The following is a 17,671-nucleotide window of genomic DNA, read 5'->3' on the forward strand; positions in this document are numbered from 1 at the left end:
AGCCACGCGTCCAAAGTATCCCTTTCCATGTCTGAACAGTTTCCGCCAGAACCGGCCCTCGATGTGCCGATCGTCTTCGTCGACCTTGAAACCACCGGCGGTTCCACCAGCGAGCATCGCATCACCGAGGTCGGGGTGGTTGAAATAGGACCGGCTGGCGTGTCGCGCTGGAGCAGCCTGGTCGACCCTCAGCAACCGATTCCTTCATTCATTCAGCAGCTCACCGGCATCACGAACGCGATGGTTCGTGGCGCGCCGACATTCGACGCCATCGCGCCCGAATTGTTCGAGCGCCTGAACGGAAAACTGTTCGTGGCGCACAACGCCAGTTTCGATCGCGGCTTTCTGCGCGGAGAGTTTCGCCGGGCCGGGCTTGCGTTCGATCCGGACGTGCTGTGCACCGTGCGCCTGTCGCGCGCGCTGTTTCCGGCGGAAAAGCGTCATGGGCTCGACGCACTGGTGGAGCGTCATGGTCTCGTCCCGTCCGATCGCCACCGCGCACTCGCCGACGCCGATCTGATCTGGCAGTTCTGGCAGCGCCTGCATGGCGGTCTCGTACCGCTGGACGTTTTGCTGGCGCAGATCGAACGCACCACCCGGCGCTACCGGCTTGCCGGCGACATCACTGAAGATCTGCTCGACACTGCGCCTGCCGGATGCGGTGTCTACACGTTCTATGGAGAAGGCGATCTGCCGCTGTACGTCGGGCGAAGCGTGCGTGTGCGTCAGCGGCTGCGTTCGCATTTGACGGGTGAGCGGCGTTCGTCGAAGGATATGCGGCTCGCGCAGCAAGTGCGGCGTGTCGAGTGGCGCGCGACTGGCGGCGAGCTGGGCGCCATGCTCGCGGAGGCGCAGTTGATCGCGACGCTGCGCCCCGGCCATAACCGGGTGCCGCGTGTCACGAAGAGCGATCCGCTGGATGCGCCCTGGCCGTTCGAAGGACCAGTCGTCTTTGAGGAGCGTGAAGAAGCGTCGCACGCGCGCGCTTTTCATGTTGTCGATCGGTGGCGTTACCTCGGGCATGCGCCCTCGCTCGCGCAGGCGGCAGCGTTGCATGCGTCGAGCGCGGCCGGGCCGTTCGAGCTGTCGACCTATCGTCTTCTGCAGAGCCATCTTGCGCGTGGCCTGCGTCTGATGCCGTTGAGCGTCTCGAGCGGCACGCCTGTGCCGAGTCTGGCTTAAAGCGGGCTTTGCATAACGACCCGTTACTCAGGGCGGGTTCAATCCACGCCTGAGATCGGCGGACCAATGGGGGTTCTAAGCTCCCGGTTCGACTGTATAGATCGCACAGACTGCACAGACCGATCAGCCCGTCGCACCGACTCCACCCGCTTCGCACACGTGGCCGAGCGCGCGTGTCAACGCGCTCGAACGGGTCGAGTCGTAGCGCGTCAGTGACTTCCAGTTAGCAAGCGATTGCGCCACGCGCGACGGACAATCCTGCGCCGCGCGCAGTGCTTGCACGCGTGCGAGCCCGGCCACGAGTGACTGCGTCAGCCGGTCCAACTGCGGCCTCGTGCTGGTGGCCAGGTCGGGCGCAGGGCCTTCAGGCGGCCGCGTGCTGCGCCAGTTGTCAAACAGCGCGTTTTGCACGTCCTTGCTGGCGTCGATCTGATCCTGGAAGAAGGCGTGCGCAAACGCCGGATCGACGTTCGCGGCAACGGCGCGCTTTTCAACATCGGCGAGCAATGCGTTCTCGCGTGGCGTATCCGTAATCGCCTGATGGTTCGCCCACTTCCAGCGCGCAACGGGTTCCGCGAGCGCGAGACGCTGCGAGGCCAGGGCAATCAGATTGGTCAGCGCGGTGTCGTCGCCGTCCGCAACGGCGGGAGCGGGCGCGAGCGCAAGCGCGGTGAACAACGCGAGCGCGCATGACGCTCCAAAGCGATACGAGCGATTCATGGAGGGCGGGAGAGGCCGGTCGGCCGCAGAAGAAAAACCAGAAGAATAGACGATGCGCGGATCAAGCGGGCGCGCCGGTCGATCGAAAAACAAACGACCGGGATATTTAAAGACACTCGTCAGAGACGTGCGCTATCACCGCGTCGGGCCACATGAGCCAGGCGTCGCAATCAAGCAGGCGTAACCCGTACCGCGAAAGCGGCAAAAGACAATCGTAGGGGCGCGTGCAAATCTTCGCCGCGCGTCAAACGCGCGGACGCTGATGCTGCATCGCGCCACTTCACAATTACTTCGAGTCGCACGACCTGCGTTGTTCGTCGAAAAATGCGCGAACGTGCTCAGGCAGTTCGGCACCCAGAAACTCGACGCCAGCGGGTTCCGGATCCGGACTAAAAACTTTATCCGGGGTCGGAATCTTCGTTGGTTTGTCATCCATGATCTTTCTCCTTTACAAACCGATTATCTGCCTCGGTCCCCGTTTTGCACCAGTGTCTGATGCGGCTCACATGTTGGGTGTTGCTTTAACGGTACAGGCCGACATGGGAACGGAATGTTTGAATAGACTTTATCGGTTGACTGCGCACGGCTGAATTCACCGTTGCGAATCAAAACAGGCCGATATCTCCGCCGTTCCCTTCCCAGCCTTGCCCCGCGCGCCTTCCGCGCATTATCTCTGTGCGCCACACCACTAACCCGTTCATATGCGTTGATATGAACAATTCGTGGCGATTTTTGTGCACTGCCGCATTGGGGCGATTTTCTCCGCGTTAGGCCGAACGTTCGTTAATTACCGATTGGTTCAGTGCGGCCATTCAGCCCCCCATTTGTTTGTAAACGAACGATTGCGCGACTTCGTTGACGAGCGCGAATACTTTTCGCGTTATTTTTTGCAAATAAAAGGCGCCGCGTTCTGGACGAAGCGCGGCGTTAGCGGTGGACGATTTTTACGCGTTCGGTGCCGGAATTTTCACGGGTGCGGAGTAGGCAGCGGGTTTGTCGGCGACTTCGACCTGCCCGTGAATCCGCGCCTGATGACCGTCAGCAAACATGTAGTACGGGAACGGACGGGCAGGTTCCGAGACGGCGTCGAGCCGTGCGATCAATTCCGGCGCGAGCGTGAAATCGAGCGAGCCGAGCGACTGCTGCAACTGCTCCGGCCGGGTCGCGCCGACAATGATGCTCGATACACCGCGCTTCTGATGCAGCCAGTTCAGCGCGACTTGCGCCATCGGACGCGCCGCCAGATTCGCAACGGCCTCCAGTTCTGCAACGATGCGAAAGTTGCGTTCGGTCAGCTTGTCGAATCCCGGCGGCGGCGCGCTGGCCACGCTCGCAAGGCGCCCTTCGCCGGAAACATGGCTCGCTGCTCCGCCTTGCGAAGGACGGTATTTGCCCGACAGCACCCCCATGCCCAGTGGACTCCACGGCACGAGCCCCATGCCCAGATTGGCGGCGAGGTCGGCGAACTCGTTCTCAGCGTTGCGCTCGATCATCGAGTATTCGAGCTGCATCGCCGCGACCGGCTCGAAGCCGCGCCAGTCGGCAAGCGTCTGTGCGCGCCCCGCGAACCACGCAGGCGTATCCGACAGGCCGACGTAGCGGATCTTGCCCGCGCGCACCGCGTCGTCCATCGCGCGCATCACTTCGTCGGCCGGCGTGACGCGATCCCACGTGTGCAGGTAGTACAGGTCGATGTAGTCGGTGCCCAGACGCTTGAGCGAGCCGTCGAGCGCACGCAGCAGATTCTTGCGGTGGTTGCCGCCCGCGTTCGGATTGCCGCTCTCGGCGTTGTAGCCGTACTTGGTGGCGATCACGAGCCGGTCGCGCAGACCGCGCGCCGCGACGAATTTGCCGAGCCATTTTTCGCTGGTGCCTTCGGTGTACAGGTCGGCGGTATCGATGAAGTTGCCGCCGGCATCCACGTACAGGTCGAACAGACGTTGCGCCGATTGTTCGTCGGCGCCCCAGCCCCATTCGGTGCCGAAGGTCATCGTGCCGAGTGCGATCGGGCTCACGCGAAGGCCCGAGCGGCCGAGCAGGTTGTAGCGGTCCATCGTCATGTCAATCTCCTTGAGCGCTAAGACGGGAGGAATTGAATCGATGACGCCATCGTGCGCCGATTTTTTACTTGGAAAAACGCCGTCTGTCTGCAAGGATTATGAAGTGAGGCTTAACAATGGAGGTGGCGATGGACCCAGCCCAGCTGCCGGCGTTGATGGCGTTCGCGTGCGTGGCGCGTCACGGCAACTTCACGCGCGCGGCCGCTGAATCCGGGGTGACGGCGTCGGCGCTGTCGCAAAGCATTCGCGCGCTCGAGACGCAGTTGAAAGTGCGCCTGTTCAACCGGACCACCCGGCGTGTCGCCCTGACGGAGGCTGGCGCACAGTTTCTCGCGCGCGTGGTGCCTGCGCTGGGTGAACTGGAGGCGGCCTTCGAGGCGCTCGATGAGACTCGCGACCAGCCCGCCGGCACGCTGCGCATCAATTTGCCGAGGGTCGCGAGCGAGTTGCTGGTGCTGCCGCATCTGGCCGAGTTCACGCGCCGCTATCCGCAGATCCGTCTCGACTTGACGCTCGACGATGGTTTCGCCGACGTGGTCGGCGAAGGCTTCGACGCGGGCATCCGGCTTGGCGAACGGGTCGCGCAGGACATGGTGGCGGTGCCGTTGGGTGGAGAGATCCGCATTGTCGTCGCCGGCTCGCCGGCCTACTTCGAGCGCTATCCAGCGCCGGCGACACCTGCTGATCTCGCCGCTCACGATTGCCTGCGCTACCGCTTCTCGACCAGCGGCGGTATCTATCGATGGGAGTTCGCGCCGCCCGATGATTCGTCGCGCGTGTTCGAAGTCGAGACACGCGGAAGTCTTGTCACCAACGATCTACGCACGATGGTGCGGGCGGCGGAGCAGGGCGTGGGCCTTCTCCACGTGATCGACGACTACGTGAACGAGCAACTCGAAGACGGTCGGTTGGTACGTGTGCTGGACGCATGGTGTCCGAGCTTTCCGGGCTTTTATCTGTACACGGCGAGCCGCGCGCAGATGCCGTTCAAGTTGCGCGCGCTGATCGATTTCCTGAGGGAGAAGCGCGGAGTCCGGTAGCGCTCGCGCGTGCTCCAGCTTCAGGCCGCGAGCCGTTGCTTCAGATAGGCGGCCGTGCGGCTCTCCGTGGCGCGCGCAACTTCGGCCGGCGTGCCGCTGGCCACGATCGCGCCGCCGGCGTCGCCCGCGCCCGGGCCGACGTCGATGATCCAGTCGCTTTGCGCGGCGACCCGCATGTCGTGCTCGACCACCACCACCGTATTGCCCGCATCGACGAGTCCCTGTAGTTGCACCATCAGCCGGTCGACGTCGGCGGGATGCAGGCCGGTGGTCGGTTCGTCGAGGATGTACAAGGTGTCGCCACGCTGCGCTCGCTGCAGTTCGGTGGCGAGTTTGATGCGTTGGGCTTCGCCGCCCGACAGTTCGGTGGCCGGCTGGCCGAGCCGCAAATAGCCGAGGCCGATATCGCGCAACACTTTCAGCGCGCGCATCACGCTGGCTTCGTCGGCGAAGAAATCGCAGGCGGCGTCGACGGTCAGGTCGAGCACCTCGGCGATGTTTTTATCGCGCCACGTGATTTCCAGTGTCTGGGTGTTGTAGCGGGTGCCGTGGCAGGTCGAGCAGGGCGCATAGACGCTCGGCAGAAACAGCAGCTCGACGCTCACGAAGCCTTCGCCCTCGCATGTCGGGCAGCGGCCTTGCGCGACATTGAACGAGAAGCGGCCCGCACCGTAGCGCCGCTTGCGGGCGAGCGGCGTGTCGGCGAACAGCTTGCGCACGTGATCGAACAAGCCCGTGTAAGTGGCGAGATTCGAGCGCGGTGTGCGTCCGATTGGTTTCTGGTCGACGCGCACGAGCCGGCGCAGCGTCTCCATACCATCGGTGATGTGGCCGCTTGTCGGCATCGTCTCGGTGGCGAGCAACGGGTCCTGTTCGTCATCGTCCGGGCTTTCGATGATCCGTCCCAGGCGGCTTGCGATCAGTTCCGGCAGTGCCTGGCTTACGAGGCTCGATTTGCCGGAGCCCGACACGCCGGTGACGGTCGTAAAGCAGCCGAGCGGAAATGCGACATTCAACCCGTGCAGATTGTTGCGCGTGATATTGGCAAGTCGCAGCCAGCCCGCAGGTGAGCGCGGCGTACGGTCGACGGGCGCCGGGGGCGTGAACAGATACCGGCGCGTTTGCGACGCTTCGACCCTGGCGAGTCCCGCGGGCGGTCCACTGTAGACCACATGACCGCCTGCTTCGCCGGCTGCGGGACCAACGTCGACCAGCCAGTCGGCGCGCCGCATCATCTGCAGATCATGCTCGACCACGAATAGCGAATTGCCGGCTGCCTTCAGTCCTTGCAGTGCGCTGAAGAGCGCCTCGCCATCGGCAGGGTGTAGGCCGGCCGACGGTTCGTCGAGCACGTACACGACGCCAAACAGTTGCGACGACAACTGCGTGGCCAGCCTCAAGCGCTGCAGTTCGCCCGACGACAGCGTCGGCGTGCTGCGTTCCAGCGCGAGGTAACCCAGGCCGAGATCGATCAGCGTGGTCAGGCGCTCGAGCAGTTCAGCTGAAATGCGCTGCGCGGCGACCCGCTTCTCCTCGGAGAGATTCGGCGTGCGTCGCACGTCGGGCGAGGCTTTGTGCGCCGAACCGCCTGCGGCGACACGCTTGTCGACGGCGTCGCGCATCGCATGCCTGCTAAGCACGCGGCCTTTGCAGTCGGCGCCCGTCGCGGCATCGGGCCATTCGCCCCGCGCGATCGGTTCGAGAATGGCCGCCAGCCTGGCGAGCGGCAACTGCGCAAATTCGCCGATATCGAGACTGGCGAACTTCACTGAGAGCGCTTCTTTCTTGAGTCGTTTGCCGTGGCAAGTCGGACAGACGCTGCCGACCATGTACCGCGACACGCGCTTTTTCATCAACGCGCTTTGGGTGTTCGCGAAAGTGTGCAGCACGTAACGGCGCGCGCCGGTGAAGGTGCCCATATAGCTAGGGTCGGCTTTGCGTTTGAGTGCGGCGCGGGTTTCCTTTGGCGTCAAACCGGCGTAGACGGGCACGGTCGGCTGTTCGTCTGTGAAGAGAATCCAGTCGCGGTCTTTCTTTGGCAGGTCGCGCCATGGTGTATCGACGTCGTAGCCCATCGTCACCAGAATGTCGCGCAGATTCTGTCCATGCCATGCGGGCGGCCATGCGGCTATTGCGCGCTCGCGGATGGTCAGCGAGTCGTCCGGCACCATTGATTTCTCGGTGACTTCGTACACGCGGCCGAGCCCGTGACACGTAGGGCAGGCGCCTTGCACTGTGTTCGGCGAGAAATCTTCTGCGAACAACATCGGCTGTTTCGGCGGGTAGTCGCCGGTGCGTGAGTACAGCATACGCACGAGGCTGGACAGCGTCGTCACGCTGCCTACCGAAGAACGTGCGCTCGGCGTGCCGCGCTGCTGCTGCAACGCGACGGCGGGCGGCAGACCGTCGATCGCGTCGACTTCCGGCACGCCGACCTGGTCGATCAGGCGTCGCGCATACGGTGCGACCGATTCGAAGTAGCGCCGCTGCGCCTCGGCGTAGAGCGTGCCGAACGCCAGCGACGATTTGCCCGAACCGGAAACGCCGGTGAACACGACCAGCGCATCGCGCGGGATCTGCACGTCGACGTTTTTAAGATTGTGCTCGCGAGCGCCGCGTACGCGGACGAAACCGGTCGGCGCGGGCGCATCGGTGGAGGCGGAGAGCGAGCGGGGCTTGTTGCGGATGGCGTCCATGTCGATTCATAGGGGTAAGCGTGGCAACCCGGTCGGCCGGGGGAACGCTTATGAGCGTTGCACGGAATATGCCCGGCGAAGGGAGGATGGTTTCCGGCGGGAGTAAGGGCAGTGCACGAGTCGAGACTGCGTCGTCATCTAGCAGCCTAGCCGAAGCGCGGCGAAAACGTTGAGTCCGCGAATGTTTTCGACGGATCGAGCGGCTGCCGTCTGACGCCAAAGAATACCGACATCGAATGACCAGCCGGTCAACGCGCGAGCCTGCGCCTATCATTGACAGCAGCTATCCGCCGCTTACGGTGCGGTGGCTAACGGACGCGCCGGGTCTGGCGCGGAAGATGGCTGTCTTCGCCCTTCAGAGAGTTCGCCATGGAAAACGCTGTCTACTGGAAAGGACGCCAGGTCGGAATCGAGTGCGCCGGCCGGATCTTGTGGTTTTCGTCAGCGCCGCCGGAAGCGGTGCTGGCGTATGGCAGCAAGCCGGCGGAGAACGTGATCGTTGAAGATACGGTGGTCGCTCGCAATCTCGGCATGACCGCGCGATGCGATCGATTGGATTTTGGCGGATAAACTGGGGCCGTTGGTCATTGTGGCAGTCGGCATTGAAGTAGCGGCACTCGCGTTGACCGAGGCGAAGGCTAAGCTGAGTCTTTGCGGATTCCGGAAAGCGGGCGCAGGGGAAAAGCAGAAACCGGGGAAGAAAGCAGAGAGAAACGCAGAAAGCAGGCGACAGAAAGCAAAAAGCCCAGTCACGAGGACTGGGCTTTTTGTTTGAATCTTGTGGTGCCGGAAAGAGGAATCGAACCCCCGACCTTCGCATTACGAATGCGCTGCTCTACCGTCTGAGCTATTCCGGCATCAGGAGAAACGAGATTATAGGTACTTTTTCAGGAGCTTGGCAAGACCCTACGATCACTTTTTTGTTTCGAGATGGTAGCGCGTGACACGGTCGACTTCGTTCTTCGAGCCGAGGAACACCGCCACACGCTCGTGCAGGCTTTTCGGCTGGATGTCCAGAATACGCTTCTCGCCGTTGGTCGCGGCGCCGCCCGCCTGCTCGACAATAAAGGCCATCGGGTTCGCTTCGTACATCAGACGCAGCTTGCCCGGCTTGTCCGGCGTGCGCTTGTCCGCCGGATACATGAAGATGCCGCCCCGGTTAAGGATACGGTGCACGTCGGCGACCATCGACGCGATCCAGCGCATGTTGAAGTCGCTTTGGCGCGAGCCGTCTTTGCCAGCCTTCAATTCGCCGATGTACTGCTCGACCGGCGGATACCAGTGGCGCTCATTCGAAGCGTTGATCGCATATTCGCGGGTTTCCACTGGAATGCGCATATCGCTTTGCGTGAGCACCCACGAACCGAGTTCGCGGTCGAGCGTGAAGCAGTTCACGCCATTGCCGGTGGTCAGCACCAGCACGGTTTGCGGGCCGTACACCGCATAGCCTGCCGCGACCTGCTGCGTGCCTGGTTGCAGGAACGATTGTTCGGTGGGCTGCTGGCCGTCCGGGCAGCGCAGCACCGAGAAGATGGTGCCGATCGACACGTTGACGTCGATGTTCGAGGAGCCGTCGAGCGGGTCGAACACCAGCAGGTATTCCCCCTTCGGATAGTTGGCCGGGATCGGGAAGAATTGCTCCATTTCCTCGGACGCCATGCCCGCAAGGTTGCCGCCCCATTCGTTCGCTTCGAGCAGGATTTCGTTCGACAGGATGTCGAGCTTCTTCTGCACTTCGCCCTGGACATTCTCGCTGCCCGCCGTGCCGAGCGCATCGCCCAGCGCGCCCTTGCTGACGTGGTAGCTGATCGCCTTGCACGCGCGCGCAACGACTTCGATCAAAAGGCGCAGGTCGGCCGGCAGGTTGTTGGTTTCGCGCTGCTGCTCGATCAGGTACTTCGTGAGAGTGGTACGACGTTGCAAAGCCATTGCTGTACTCCGGGGGCTTGAGGAATGTCTCGATTTTAACCGCTCGTTGTGTCGGCTCCGTGCTTTTGATACGGAAGGGCGTTCGGCCGCGTCGCCAGGCGCTGCATTGGGCGCCGAAATTCAGACTTTACGGCGCGCCTTGATGGCCGTGACGTTGCCGGTTAGGCTGGTGGCGAGTGCTGCGGCACGGGCGTGTTCGGCCGAGACTTTCGGCATTTTCGGCCGGTTCGCCTTGGGCATCGGCTCGATTTCGCGTTCGATCTGCTCGCCGGCTGCCGCGGTGGCGATGCGCAGGTCGTAGGCGATCTGCAGGTTCAGCCAGAACTGCGCGCTCGCGCCGAAGTAGCGCTCGAGCCGCAGCGCAGTATCGGCTGAGATGGCGCGCTTGCCGCGCACGATGTCGTTGATGCGCGGCGCCGGTACGCGCAGCGCAAGCGCGAGCGCATTGACGGACATGCCGAGCGGTTCGAGGAACTCGCAACGCAGAATCTCGCCCGGATGGATATCCGGGATGCTTTCGCCCGTGTCGATGTCCGAGAAATCGATGCTGTTCAGATCGGAGCGTTTGATGACCATGCCGGTCTCCCAATAATCAGTGATAGTCGACAATCTCGACATTCAGCGCCTCGCCGTCGACAAAATGAAAACAGATGCGCCACTGTGCGTTGTTGCGGATACTCCATTGCCCGCTACGCTGCCCCTGCAAGGCTTCGAGCCGATTGCCGGGCGGCGAGTGCAGGCTATGAATGGAGTGGGCCGCGTCGATCATCAGCAGCTTGCGGCGTGCGAGCGCCTGCATGTAAAGCGGCAATGAATGCACGAACTTGCCCTGAAAGATTGCCGCCGTAGCCTTGTCGCCGAATGTCGTGATCATGGGATCATATAACGCGTCGCGTTAAACGTAAACCGTTAAATGAATGCGTTTACTTTCTCCCTGCTGGCTTGGCACGAACAGTCGTCCAGATGGCTAACGTTGAGTTCCGCACCCGTCTCATGGCGAACTTCAGGACGAAAAAAAGCCGGCAACTCGTGCCGGCTTTTCGATGCGGGACGCGCTTTCAGGTGATCGTCACGCCAACGCTTTCTCCACGATCTCGCGCACGTCGCGCGATTTCACCTGCGACGCCACTTTCTCCAGCGCCGCGCGCATGCCGTCACGCAGCGTCGGCGTAAAGCGGCGCCAGAGTTCCAGCGAGCGGGCGAGGCGGGCGGCCACTTGCGGATTGATGGCGTCGAGCGCGATCACCTGGTCGGCCCAGAACGCGTAGCCCGAGCCGTCTTCGGCATGGAACTGCGCGGGGTTCGCCGCACAGAAGCTGAAAATCAGCGAGCGGGCGCGGTTCGGGTTCTTCAGGTTGAACGCCGGGTGCGTCATCAGCTTGCGCACGATCTCGATCACCGGGCGCTGCGCGCTGCCGCGTTGCGTGGCTTGCAAGGCGAACCACTTGTCGATGACGAGCGGCTCCTTTTCGAAGCGCCGGTAGAAGTCGTCCAGCGCCTGCTGCGCTGCAACGCTGCCGCCATTCGCCGCCGATGCATTGAGCAATGCCGAGAGCGCCGCGGAGCGGTCGGTCATGTTGTTGGCGGCGTCGTATTGCGCGGATGCGAGACGCACGGCTTCAGCCGGATCGTCCAGTTCCGCGAGATACGACAACGCAAGATTCTTCAACGCACGATGACCGGATGCCTCCGGTGTAGCTTCGTAGGCGCCCGGCGTGCGGTGCTTTTCGTACACGGCGAGCCAGTCCTTCCTGAGCGCATTCGCGAGACGCTTGCGCACGAATTGCCGCGCGGCATGCACGGCAGCCGGATTCGATTCGGCCATCTGTTCAGCCAGATACGCTTCCGACGGCAGCATCAACGCCAGTTCACGGAAAGAGGGCGAGAGCGTTTCGTCGGTCAGCACGCGGGCGAACGCGGCGACGACCGAGTCGTCGAGCTGCAGCGGCACGCCGGTGGCGGCGCGCCCGGCGAGCGTCAGCAACTCGCGCGTGGCGAGCCGCTGGCCGGCTTCCCAGCGGTTGAACGGATCGCTGTCATGCGCGAGCAGGAACGCGAGCTGGTCCGCCGAGTAGTCGTATTCGACGATCACCGGCGCAGAGAAGTTACGCAGCAGCGACGGCAGCGGTTCCTGCGCGACGTTGACGAACGTGAAGGTCTGCTCGGTCTGTGTGAATTCGAGCACGCGTGTAGTGGAGGCGGAAGCCTTGGCTTCGCCTTCCAGTTGCAGCGGCAAATCCGTACCGTCCTTGCCGATCAAACCGATCGCGAACGGAATCAGCAGCGGGCCCTTTTGCGTTTCACGCGTGGCGGGCGCAGTGTCGCCGTAGCCTTGCGTGAGCGTCACGCTGTAGCGCTGTTGCGCGGCGTCGTACCTGGTGCGTACCGAGACGCGCGGCGTGCCGGCCTGGCTGTACCAGCGTTCGAATTGCGCCAGATCGCGGCCGTTCGCATCAGCGAGCGCATGACGGAAATCGTCGCAAGTCACCGCCTGGCCGTCATGACGCTTGAAGTACAGGTCCATGCCCTTGCGGAAGCCGTCGCGGCCGAACAGCGTTTGATACATCCGCACGACTTCGGAGCCTTTCTCGTAGACCGTCATCGTGTAGAAGTTGTTGATCTCGACGTAGCTTTCCGGACGCACCGGGTGCGCCATCGGACCCGCGTCTTCGGCGAACTGCATCTGGCGCAGCACGCGCACGTCCTCAATGCGCTTGGTGGCGCGCGCGGCTTCGTCTGTTGCGCCGCCCGCCATGTCGGCCGAGAACTCCTGATCGCGGAACACCGTCAGGCCTTCTTTCAGGCTCAGCTGGAACCAGTCGCGGCACGTCACGCGGTTGCCGGTCCAGTTGTGGAAGTACTCATGGCCGACCACCGCCTCGATGTTCGCGAAGTCGGTGTCCGTTGCCGTTTCGGGGTTCGCCAGCACGTACTTCGTGTTGAAGATGTTGAGCCCCTTGTTCTCCATCGCGCCCATATTGAAGTCGCTCACCGCGACGATCATGAAGCGGTCCAGATCCAGTTCCAGCCCGAAACGCTCCTCGTCCCAGCGGATCGAGTTGATCAGCGAATCCATTGCGTGACGGGTCTTGTCGAGATCGTGCGGTTCGACCCACACCTGCAGCAGCTTTTCCTTGCCTGAGCCGCTCTTTACGCGTTCTTCGAGCGCGACCAGCTTGCCCGCGACCAGCGCGAACAGATAACTCGGTTTCCTGAACGGGTCTTCCCAGCGGGCGAAATGGCGGCCGTCCGGCAGATCGCCTTCTTCGAGCAGATTGCCGTTCGACAGCAACACCGGATAGTCAGCCTTGCTGGCGCGCAGCGTGACCGTGTAGGTCGCCATCACGTCGGGGCGGTCGAGGAAATAAGTGATGCGGCGAAAGCCCTCGGCCTCGCACTGCGTGAAGAAGTTGCCGCCTGACACGTACAGGCCCGACAGCGTGGTGTTTTCCGCCGGATTGCAGAGGCTGGTGAGCGTGAGTTCGAAGTTATCCGGCACGTTGTCGAGCGTGAGGCCGTGTTCGTGCGCATGTGCGTTGGCGAACGGGGCGCCGTCGATAGCGGCGCTGACGAACTCGAGTTGCTCGCCCATCAGTTCGAGATTCGAGGCGTGGGACGCGTCCGGGTTGCGGCGCACGCGCATCGTGTTCCTGACGACGGTGCGTTCGGGGACCAGATCGAACTCCAGGACGACGGTGTCGATCAGGAAGGCGGGCGGCGCGTAATCGGCGCGGCGGATCACATTGGGCGTTGCGGTATCGGCCATGGCGTTCTGTAGTGATGGGACTCGAGCCGTCACGCGTGCTTATGGCGCGCGAGCCGGGTTTGTCGAGCCATTGTACAAAGGCTCGGCGGATCGTGCGGGTCGAACCTTTTACCGAATCGCCTGGTCAGCGTATTATCGGGCGCCCGCGCAGCAACGGCTGCGCGCAAACGAACCCGGTCAAGACTGGCGATAACAGGCAACACGAGGTAGACCATGAAAATCGATCGATGGACCCGCCGCGCCGCGCTGCTGCTGGCCACGCTGACGGTCCTGCTGTCCGGCTGCACGACCTACGTGACCACCCAGGTCACGGCTTTCTCCGACTGGAGCGGCAATGACGCCACCCGTACATATGCCTTCACACGGGCGGCGGATCAGCAGAACAATCTCGAACTCACCACCTACGAGCGCCTCGTCGGCAACGAACTCGCCACGCACGCATTCCGTCAGGTCGACGCTTCAGAGGCGCGCTATCTGGTCGGGCTGTCGTACGGGATTCGTTCGGACATGGTGACGGTCGCGGAGCCGGTGTATTACAACCCCTGGCCTTCGCCGTACTGGGGCCGCCCGTTCGATCCGTGGGGCCCGTGGGGTCCAGGTGGGCCGTTTCCGACCGCGTACGTGAATCAGAGCTACCCGATTTTCACGCACCTGCTTGGCGTGCGGATCACCGAGCGTGCTAGCGGCAAAGAGGTCTACAACGTGACCGCGCGCAATTCGGGCGGCGAGTCGTCGTTGGTAAGAGCCATGCCATATCTGGCGCGCAGCGCGCTGGCCGACTTCCCGCTCGGCAACGGCGTGGTCCATACCGTGAAGATTCCCGTCGACAAGAGCGGCGGGACCTCGAACGAAGTCGCTACGACGGGCGCCGCACCTGCGGCTACCCCGGCGTCGGGTGCGAAGGTCGTGCAGTAAGCGTCGGGTGGCTACCCCAAGGCTTCCGCTGCGCTGCAGCAAAAACGGCCCGGCAGGGATCCCTGCCGGGCCGTTTTGGTTTGCGAGCAGCGCGCGAGGTGAGCGCTGCGTGAGTGGCTGCGTGAGTGGCTGCCTGAGTGGCCGCGCTTAAACCCCCACGCCAAACAGCGCCATCGTCCCCAGAATCACGAACATCACCGCGGCGATGGCATGCACGGTTTTAGTCGGAAGCCGGTGGGCGAAGCGGTCCCCGAGCAGGATCGCGGGCACGTTCGCGATCATCATGCCGAGCGTCGTGCCGGCCACCACACCGAAGAAATCGTGAAAGCGCGCGGCGAGGGCGATAGTCGCGATCTGCGTCTTGTCGCCCATCTCCGCGAGGAAGAACGTCACCACGGTCGCGCCGAACACGCCGAAATGCGTGCGGCTGGTGTTGGCTTCTTCATCGTCGAGTTTGTCCGGCACAAGAATCCACAAGCCCATCGCAATGAACGACGCGGCCAATGCCCAGCGCATGATGGTCGGCGTGAGCAGTGTGCCGAGCCAGGCGCCGAGTGCGCCGGCGCAGGCGTGATTGACGAGCGTAGCGGTCAGTACGCCGAGAATGATCGGTATCGGCTTGCGATAGCGGGCCGCGAGAACGAGCGAGAGCAGTTGCGTCTTGTCGCCGATCTCGGCGAGCGTGACCGCTCCGGTCGAAATGAGAAAAGCGTGATCCACGGTGTGTTGGTTCCCCGGGCCGAGATATGAACGAGCGACGACCCACGACACCGCCGGGCCCTGTTGCGGCGTGTGTGGATCATCGGTCTCGCCAGGCCAGAGGCTGCGGCTGCCATGGCCTTAAAGGCCAAGTCTGTTGACAGGCGCCCCCGCGAACCGCACGTTCGACGCACCCGTATGACAGCGGTGCGGACATGCCGCAGGGCGGCTACTCCCCAATGAGGGACGGAGTATAGCAGGCGCGGCCACGCGTTACGTGCGAAATCCGACGGCGGCGCCGTTCGCTTGCAAGGATAGCGCTGCGATAAGCGCCTGTAAGTCGTGCGTGCGATGTGAGCGAAGCGCGGTCCATGACGTTGCGGACAGGGCCGAAGCCTTGAAGCATTTCGAAACGAAACACTCATTTAGAAAGTTAAATGAAAGAATCGATATCTATTTGTGGATGCGGCCGCGTCGGGTGGTACTTCAAAGCTGCGCCGGGAGTGGCTTTCTGGCCCGGTCACAGGCTGCGCAAGGGGCGCCAGGCCTGCAATTTAACGCTGTCCAGGCATCCGTCGCATCAGCGATACGGATACAGATAGATACGTCTTTTGTGGCTGATTTAATCCACAATATTCAGTATGATTCCGGCGACCTTAGGGCGCCTGAGACAATCCATCAGACTAATTGGCAAAGGCGCCTAAATAATGGGGGCCAAGTGCCGTTAAATCGCTGAATCCTATATAAGAAGATTGGATTGCCCCCCGGCTGGAGATTGCCGTTCCGCGCGGCGCGCATACGCTGTGACGGCTGCGTATTCCGTCAAGCGCCCTCAGCCTCTCCTTGCTTCTACGCGCGAACACCGACATGCCCGATCTGCACTGGACCATTCCGGTCGCTCGCTGGTCTAGCTGGCCTGCTGCCGCATCTGCCGCACCCGATATTGGCTTTATCGAGCCGATCGTGCGGCGTCGCCTGAGTACTCTGTCCAGAGTCGCCCTGAAGGTCGCGCACGATTGCGTGGCGCAAGACGAGGTCCGGGTCGTGTTCGCTTCACGCCACGGCGAATTGCGGCGCACGACGGACATCCTGCGCGCTATCAGCGCGGGCGAACCGGTCTCGCCGACCGCTTTCAGCCTGTCGGTGCTGAATGCCATGACCGGCGTGTTCGGCATCGCGCGCGGCGATCGTTCCGCTGCCAGCGCGATCTCGGCCGGCGCTGAGACGCTCGGCTACGCGCTGCTGGAAGCGTACGCGCAATACGCAACGCAGCCTGATTCACCGGTGCTGCTGGTGTACGCTGACGAAACGGCCGATCCGGCATACGGCACGATTGAAGACGAAGTGCAGGGTGGCGCGATCGCGATCCTGCTGAACGGCGAAGCGGCGGCGGGGCAGTTGGTCTGCACGATGTCCGGCGCAGGTGAGCCGGAGGCAGCAGAGGCAACGCAGCAGGCAAGCCGCGCAGGCAAGGAAAGCAACACAAGTGCGGACGAAAGCTTTGCGACCCAGAGCCAGGCGCTTCTGCACTGCCTGGAAACGGGCAGCCCCGCCGTCTGGCAAGGCGCCGGCGCCGCCTGGCATTGGAGGTGGCATGAACGCGCGGCTTGATTACCTTTGGCGGTTCTGCGCGACGGGCATGGCCTTCGTGGTGTTCGGCATCTGCGGTGTGCTTTTTTCGGTAGTGGTGTTCCCGCTCGCGTGGCTGTGGCCGCATCGTGCCTCGCGTCAGTTTGCGGTGACGACCGTGATCCACTGGTTCTTCCGCGCGCTAGTCGCGGTGTTGCAGCGCATCGGCGTGATGGAGCTCGAGGTGTCGGGCGCACAGGCATTGCGCGCCGGCGGCCCGGCGATCGTGGTCGCCAATCACCCGACGTACCTGGACGTGATGGTGCTGTTGTCGCTCACACCGCATGCCTGTTGTGTGGTGAAAAACGTGCACTGGGGTAATCCCTGTTTCTGGGGAATCGTGCGTTCGGCGGAATATGTGAGCAATGCCGATCCCTCGGAACTGGTCGAGGCCGGCGCGCGGCAACTCGCAGCGGGCTACACGATGATTATTTTTCCCGAAGGCACGCGCAGCCCGGCACCGAACCGGCTGCACGCGTTTTCACGTGGTTTCGCGCACATGGCGTTGAAGGTCGGTGCGCCGATCGTGCCGGTGCTGATGGATTGCGATCCGCCGGCGTTCACCAAGCAGATGCGCTGGTACGACGTGCCGGCGCGCGCTTTCCGGATGCGCGTGAACGTGCTCGAGCCGTTTGGCGTCGAGCAACTCGCGGACCACGACACTTCACCGTCACTCGCGGCGCGCAGCGTGACCAGCGCCATCGAAGCACACATTACTCAGCACCTGTTCGAATATGGATTCTTTAAAACTGGAAATTAAACAGCTTCTGATCGAAGCCCTCGATCTGGAAGACCTGAGTCCGGCCGATATCGACGACGACGCACCGTTGTTCGATACCGACGGCATCGGTCTCGACTCGATCGACGCGCTCGAGATCGGCATCGTGCTGCGCAAACAATACCAACTGACCATCGCAGCGAACGACGAACGTACCCGCGAACACTTCCGCTCGATCAGCTCGCTGGCCGCGCTGGTCGCGAGTCAACGCGAAACGGCGCATGCTGTGAACGAAACCACAAAAAAAGGGGATTAAT

16 protein-coding genes, 1 tRNA gene and 1 riboswitch are annotated in these 17,671 nt (G+C 62.8%); of the genes, 7 read left to right on the forward strand and 10 right to left on the reverse strand.

All coding sequences use genetic code 11. The features are described 5' to 3' along the window. Positions 1-27 precede the first annotated feature (27 nt). The gene (locus HHL24_RS20875; protein ID WP_169487310.1) at positions 28-1,182 is read left to right on the forward strand and encodes an exonuclease domain-containing protein; all 1,155 of its coding nucleotides are present in this window, start codon (positions 28-30) and stop codon (positions 1,180-1,182) included. Between the two features lie 123 nt (positions 1,183-1,305). On the opposite strand, the gene HHL24_RS20880 is transcribed toward HHL24_RS20875, so the two are convergent. The 3 genes from HHL24_RS20880 to HHL24_RS20890 form a co-directional block, all read right to left on the reverse strand. Next, positions 1,306-1,902, reverse strand: a complete 597-nt coding sequence (locus HHL24_RS20880) for a chorismate mutase (RefSeq protein WP_169487311.1) — start codon at positions 1,900-1,902, stop codon at positions 1,306-1,308. A gap of 286 nt (positions 1,903-2,188) precedes the next feature. Next, entirely contained in the window at positions 2,189-2,338 is a 150-nt protein-coding gene (locus tag HHL24_RS20885) for a hypothetical protein (protein WP_169487312.1), read from the reverse strand. Between the two features lie 508 nt (positions 2,339-2,846). After that, on the reverse strand, positions 2,847-3,962 hold the full coding sequence (locus tag HHL24_RS20890) for an aldo/keto reductase (RefSeq protein ID WP_169487313.1): 1,116 nt from the start codon (positions 3,960-3,962) through the stop codon (positions 2,847-2,849). 128 nt (positions 3,963-4,090) lie between these two features. Here HHL24_RS20890 and HHL24_RS20895 point away from each other — a divergent pair, with 128 nt between their 5' ends. Next, positions 4,091-5,002: a LysR family transcriptional regulator gene (locus HHL24_RS20895; RefSeq protein WP_206002956.1), complete on the forward strand. Its 912-nt coding sequence runs from the start codon at positions 4,091-4,093 to the stop codon at positions 5,000-5,002. Positions 5,003-5,022: 20 nt separating this feature from the next. Here the strand turns inward: HHL24_RS20895 and HHL24_RS20900 are convergent, their stop codons facing one another. Then, positions 5,023-7,698 carry an ATP-binding cassette domain-containing protein gene (locus HHL24_RS20900; protein WP_169487314.1) on the reverse strand — a complete coding sequence of 892 codons (2,676 nt, stop codon included), beginning with the start codon at positions 7,696-7,698 and terminating at the stop codon, positions 5,023-5,025. Positions 7,699-8,067: 369 nt separating this feature from the next. Between HHL24_RS20900 and HHL24_RS20905 the strand changes: the two genes are divergently transcribed. After that, a complete protein-coding gene (locus HHL24_RS20905) occupies positions 8,068-8,268 on the forward strand; it encodes a hypothetical protein (RefSeq protein ID WP_169487315.1) in 201 nt (66 codons plus the stop codon). A 211-nt stretch (positions 8,269-8,479) separates the two neighbouring features. Here HHL24_RS20905 and HHL24_RS20910 read toward each other — a convergent pair. From HHL24_RS20910 to pepN, 5 genes are all read right to left on the reverse strand, one after another. Beyond that, positions 8,480-8,555, reverse strand: a tRNA-Thr gene (locus HHL24_RS20910). Between the two features lie 55 nt (positions 8,556-8,610). Beyond that, complete coding sequence (locus HHL24_RS20915) at positions 8,611-9,627, reverse strand: class 1 fructose-bisphosphatase (RefSeq protein ID WP_106283319.1); 1,017 nt, start codon at positions 9,625-9,627, stop codon at positions 8,611-8,613. Positions 9,628-9,747: 120 nt separating this feature from the next. Beyond that, positions 9,748-10,203 (reverse strand): HigA family addiction module antitoxin, encoded by a 456-nt coding sequence (locus HHL24_RS20920; RefSeq protein WP_169487316.1) that lies wholly within the window; start codon positions 10,201-10,203, stop codon positions 9,748-9,750. A gap of 16 nt (positions 10,204-10,219) precedes the next feature. After that, positions 10,220-10,501, reverse strand: a complete 282-nt coding sequence (locus HHL24_RS20925) for a type II toxin-antitoxin system RelE/ParE family toxin (protein ID WP_169487317.1) — start codon at positions 10,499-10,501, stop codon at positions 10,220-10,222. Between the two features lie 195 nt (positions 10,502-10,696). Further along, entirely contained in the window at positions 10,697-13,393 is a 2,697-nt protein-coding gene (gene pepN, locus HHL24_RS20930; RefSeq protein WP_169487318.1) for an aminopeptidase N, read from the reverse strand. A 213-nt stretch (positions 13,394-13,606) separates the two neighbouring features. On the opposite strand from pepN, the gene HHL24_RS20935 reads away from it, so the two are divergent. After that, positions 13,607-14,308 (forward strand): DUF4136 domain-containing protein, encoded by a 702-nt coding sequence (locus HHL24_RS20935; protein WP_169487319.1) that lies wholly within the window; start codon positions 13,607-13,609, stop codon positions 14,306-14,308. Positions 14,309-14,455: 147 nt separating this feature from the next. Here the strand turns inward: HHL24_RS20935 and HHL24_RS20940 are convergent, their stop codons facing one another. Then, positions 14,456-15,028 (reverse strand): TMEM165/GDT1 family protein, encoded by a 573-nt coding sequence (locus HHL24_RS20940; RefSeq protein WP_169487320.1) that lies wholly within the window; start codon positions 15,026-15,028, stop codon positions 14,456-14,458. Positions 15,029-15,039: 11 nt separating this feature from the next. After that, a riboswitch (yybP-ykoY riboswitch) is annotated at positions 15,040-15,257 on the reverse strand. A gap of 617 nt (positions 15,258-15,874) precedes the next feature. Here HHL24_RS20940 and HHL24_RS20945 point away from each other — a divergent pair. Genes HHL24_RS20945 through HHL24_RS20955 form a run of 3 tightly spaced genes read left to right on the forward strand, consistent with a single transcriptional unit; the run spans position 15,875 to position 17,670 of the window. Then, positions 15,875-16,618 carry a beta-ketoacyl synthase chain length factor gene (locus HHL24_RS20945; protein WP_169487321.1) on the forward strand — a complete coding sequence of 248 codons (744 nt, stop codon included), beginning with the start codon at positions 15,875-15,877 and terminating at the stop codon, positions 16,616-16,618. Further along, positions 16,602-17,396, forward strand: coding sequence for a lysophospholipid acyltransferase family protein (locus tag HHL24_RS20950; protein ID WP_169487322.1), 795 nt, complete (start codon positions 16,602-16,604; stop codon positions 17,394-17,396). Before HHL24_RS20945 ends, HHL24_RS20950 begins: the two co-directional genes overlap by 17 nt. Further along, positions 17,371-17,670, forward strand: a complete 300-nt coding sequence (locus HHL24_RS20955; protein WP_169487323.1) for a phosphopantetheine-binding protein — start codon at positions 17,371-17,373, stop codon at positions 17,668-17,670. The genes HHL24_RS20950 and HHL24_RS20955 overlap by 26 nt, the downstream gene beginning before the upstream one ends. The last annotated feature ends 1 nt before the right edge of the window (position 17,671 follow it).

Origin of the sequence: Paraburkholderia polaris, from assembly GCF_012927345.1 — a bacterium.
Taxonomy (GTDB): domain Bacteria; phylum Pseudomonadota; class Gammaproteobacteria; order Burkholderiales; family Burkholderiaceae; genus Paraburkholderia; species Paraburkholderia polaris.